This is a genomic window from Lentiprolixibacter sp. (genome assembly GCF_982873095.1).
Genome location: NZ_CEYNTP010000276.1, coordinates 1 through 3,366, shown reverse-complemented (window position 1 = coordinate 3,366; position 3,366 = coordinate 1). Strand labels below are relative to the sequence as shown.

Below are 3,366 nucleotides of genomic sequence, written 5' to 3'. Positions count from 1 at the left end.
CATGGGGGCCTCTGTAGGGGCAGATGCAGGTAGCATTGTTAGTAGTATAGGGCAAAACACCCTGCTCAAGAACGGGCGTGGAGACGAATTGGAAAGCGATGAACTGGGGGTACTATTCATGATACAGGCCGGATATGACCCTAATGAAATGATCCGGGTTATGGAAATACTGAAAGAAGCAGCAGGCCCCAACCGGGTACCGGAATTTCAGAGTACACACCCAGATCCGGAAAACCGGATCGCCAAGATAAAAAGGGCTATAGAGAAGTACAACGGGAAATAAGCGTAGTTTGCCTATATTTTTCAGCAGCTTACCCCTGATTTGATACATTTGGTGGACTCCCAAATTTTTAAGATTCCCTGATCTAGCCCTTATAGCTTTACTTTTATAAAGGACACTATATGGGAACACTATTACTATTAAAAGGTATCTACCTTAAGGCATTTGATGATTGTAAACCCGATTATCTGGTGATTTTGCTAAAAGCGTACTCCGTATTTTGCGCCTGTATGCTGATGATCGTCTTTTACGCGTTTTTTTACCGGGTATTTACCGGATTTGAATTTTAAGTAACTCCCTTTTACGGGAACACTATTTGTTAATTGAAAAAAGCAACCCTGACATTGCGTCAGGGTTCTTTGATTGATGAACAAACTGTGCTGTTCAATTTATAGACGCCTTTTTCTTTGCTACGTTTCGATTTTCGCAGGACAATAACGAAAGTTTAACATAGCACATTCCTGTTTACAGCCGTAAGATCCATTCGCCAGAACATACTGTACACCAAAAAAGCTTTGTACAATACTGGCAATCCTTGTGAATTCACCCTATTTTTGCGTGTTAACGAATATGAGCCTCTTTATGATGAACAAAAAGGTTATTCTAATGATCCTGGATGGGTGGGGAAAATCACCTGACCCCAAAGTGAGTGCCATTGAAAATGCCAACACCCCATTTGTAGACAGTTTGTATACCAAATATCCTAATTCGACCCTTCTTACAGATGGTATGAATGTGGGGCTCCCGGAAGGGCAGATGGGAAACAGCGAGGTAGGGCACATGAACCTGGGTGCTGGCCGCATTGTCTACCAGGATCTCGCGAAAATCAATATGGCCGTTGACAAAGACAAGCTCAAAGAGGAAAAAGCCTTAAAAGACGCCTTTGCATATGCCAAATCCAACAATAAGACCATACACTATCTGGGGTTGGTAAGTGATGGAGGCGTCCACAGTCATGTCAACCACCTGAAAGGACTTCTTCGTGCCAGTGCTTCCTACGGCGTTGAAAACGTGTGTGTACATGCCTTCACCGATGGTCGTGATGTAGATCCAAAAAGCGGTAAGGGCTTCCTTGAGGACCTGGATACGTTTTGTGAGGCCAACCATGCACGCCTGGCCTCGGTCATTGGGCGCTACTATGCCATGGACCGGGACAAAAGGTGGGAAAGGGTAAAAAAAGCCTATGACCTGGTCGTTAATGGATTGGGTACCAAAAGTACCGATATCGGTGCCGCTATGGAACAAAGCTATGAACAGGGCATTACCGACGAGTTTATAGAACCCATTGTACTTTGCGATGAAAATGGGAGCCCCAAGGGCAGGATCAATGAAGGGGATGTGGTCATCTTTTTCAATTTCCGGACAGACCGGGGAAGGGAACTTACCCAGGTACTGAGTCAGCAGGATTTTCCGGAATACGAAATGAAGAAACTGGACCTTTATTATGTAACCCTGACGAATTACGACGACACTTTCAAGGATGTACATGTAGTATACGATAAAGAGAATATTCAGGAAACCCTGGGGGAAGTGCTAGCCCGTGAAGGGAAGAAACAGATCCGCATCGCCGAGACAGAGAAATACCCACACGTTACCTTTTTCTTCAACGGGGGCAGGGAGGTTCCTTTCGAAGGGGAATCGAGGATACTTTGCCCATCGCCGAAGGTAGCCACCTATGACCTTAAACCTGAGATGAGCGCCTACGAAGTACGGGATGCCATTGTCCCGGAATTGGAAAAGGGAGGGGCGGATTTTGTTTGCCTGAATTTTGCCAACCCTGATATGGTAGGGCATACCGGAGTAATGGAAGCGGCCATCAAAGCATGTGAAGTGGTGGATTCCTGTGCAGAGGCCGTGATCAACACCGGTTTAAAACACGGATATTCCACCCTGGTCATTGCCGACCACGGGAACTGCGATACCATGGTTAATCCTGATGGTTCCCCGAACACAGCCCATACAACAAATCCTGTTCCCCTGATCGTAGTGGATCCCGATATTACAACTGTAAAGGACGGGGTACTGGGAGATATTGCCCCCACCATCCTCAAAATGATGGGGCTTCCAAAACCTGAGCTGATGACGCAGGAATCCCTGGTATAAAACACAACCCCAAGCAATGATCATAACCAAAACTCCGGAAGAAATAGAGTTGATCAGGGAAAGTGCCCTGATCGTATCCAAAACCCTGGGGATGCTGGCATCCGAAATCAAACCAGGCGTTAATTCCCTCTACCTGGATGGGCTTGCGGAAAGCTTTATCCGCGATCATGGGGCAGAACCTGGATTCTTGGGGATGTATGGATTCCCGAACACCTTGAATATGAGCCCGAATGCACAGGTAGTTCATGGTATCCCTACCAAGGAACCGCTCAAGGACGGGGATATCATCTCAGTGGATTGCGGCGCCCTAAAAAATGGTTTCTATGGCGACCACGCTTATACCTTTGAGGTAGGAGAAGTGGCCCCGGATATCAAAAAGTTGCTCAGAGTTACCAAGGAATCCCTCTATGTTGGTATACGGCAATTTCGTGTAGGGAATCGTGTAGGTGACGTAGGGTTTGCCATCCAGCAGTATTGTGAGAGCCACGGTTATGGTGTCGTACGGGAACTGGTAGGCCACGGTTTGGGAAAAAAACTGCACGAAAGTCCGGAAATGCCCAATTACGGCAAACGGGGCCGTGGTAAAAAACTTGTAGATGGGATGGTCGTGGCCATAGAACCTATGATCAACATGGGTACGCGCAGGATCAAACAATTGAAGGATGGCTGGACCATCCTTACCGCCGATGGACAGCCAAGTGCCCACTTTGAACATAACGTGGCGATGGTAAATGGACAACCAGAACTCCTCTCCACCTTTCAGTACATCTACGAAGCACTGGGAATAAAAAGCAACGAAGAAGACGAATTCCGGAAGAAAACCGAATAATTGAAAAGTGCATTTAAATACTTTCTCAACCTGCTCCCGAGGCCGGTCTTAATTAATCTTAGCTACCTCGTCCGTCCCCTCCTTGCGATTTTTCTCCGCGGCTCGCGATATACCGATCCCATAGACGGAAAAAGTTTTCGAAAGTTTTTGCCCT

4 protein-coding genes and 1 pseudogene are annotated in these 3,366 nt (G+C 46.8%); all 5 read left to right on the top strand.

Annotated elements, in window-relative coordinates; genetic code table 11:
* Positions 1–283: M48 family metalloprotease (locus tag AC4E7D_RS13105; RefSeq protein WP_490174234.1), on the top strand; the 283-nt coding region annotated here is incomplete at its 5' end.
* Positions 284–402: 119 nt separating this feature from the next.
* Positions 403–570, top strand: a complete 168-nt coding sequence (locus AC4E7D_RS13100) for a DUF6747 family protein (protein ID WP_490174233.1) — start codon at positions 403–405, stop codon at positions 568–570.
* Between the two features lie 295 nt (positions 571–865).
* Positions 866–2,383, top strand: coding sequence for a 2,3-bisphosphoglycerate-independent phosphoglycerate mutase (gene gpmI, locus AC4E7D_RS13095; RefSeq protein ID WP_490174235.1), 1,518 nt, complete (start codon positions 866–868; stop codon positions 2,381–2,383).
* Positions 2,384–2,399: 16 nt separating this feature from the next.
* Positions 2,400–3,212, top strand: a complete 813-nt coding sequence (map, locus tag AC4E7D_RS13090) for a type I methionyl aminopeptidase (protein WP_490174232.1) — start codon at positions 2,400–2,402, stop codon at positions 3,210–3,212.
* Positions 3,213–3,366, top strand: a pseudogene (locus AC4E7D_RS13085) (SAM-dependent methyltransferase); the annotation flags it as partial.

What these genes read in the sequence shown, in the direction of transcription:
- AC4E7D_RS13100 (WP_490174233.1), top strand. Translation starts at nt 403, where the DNA reads ATGGGAACACTATTACTATTAAAAGGTATCTACCTTAAGGCATTTGAT.
- gpmI (WP_490174235.1), top strand. Translation starts at nt 866, where the DNA reads ATGAACAAAAAGGTTATTCTAATGATCCTGGATGGGTGGGGAAAATCA.
- map (WP_490174232.1), top strand. Translation starts at nt 2,400, where the DNA reads ATGATCATAACCAAAACTCCGGAAGAAATAGAGTTGATCAGGGAAAGT.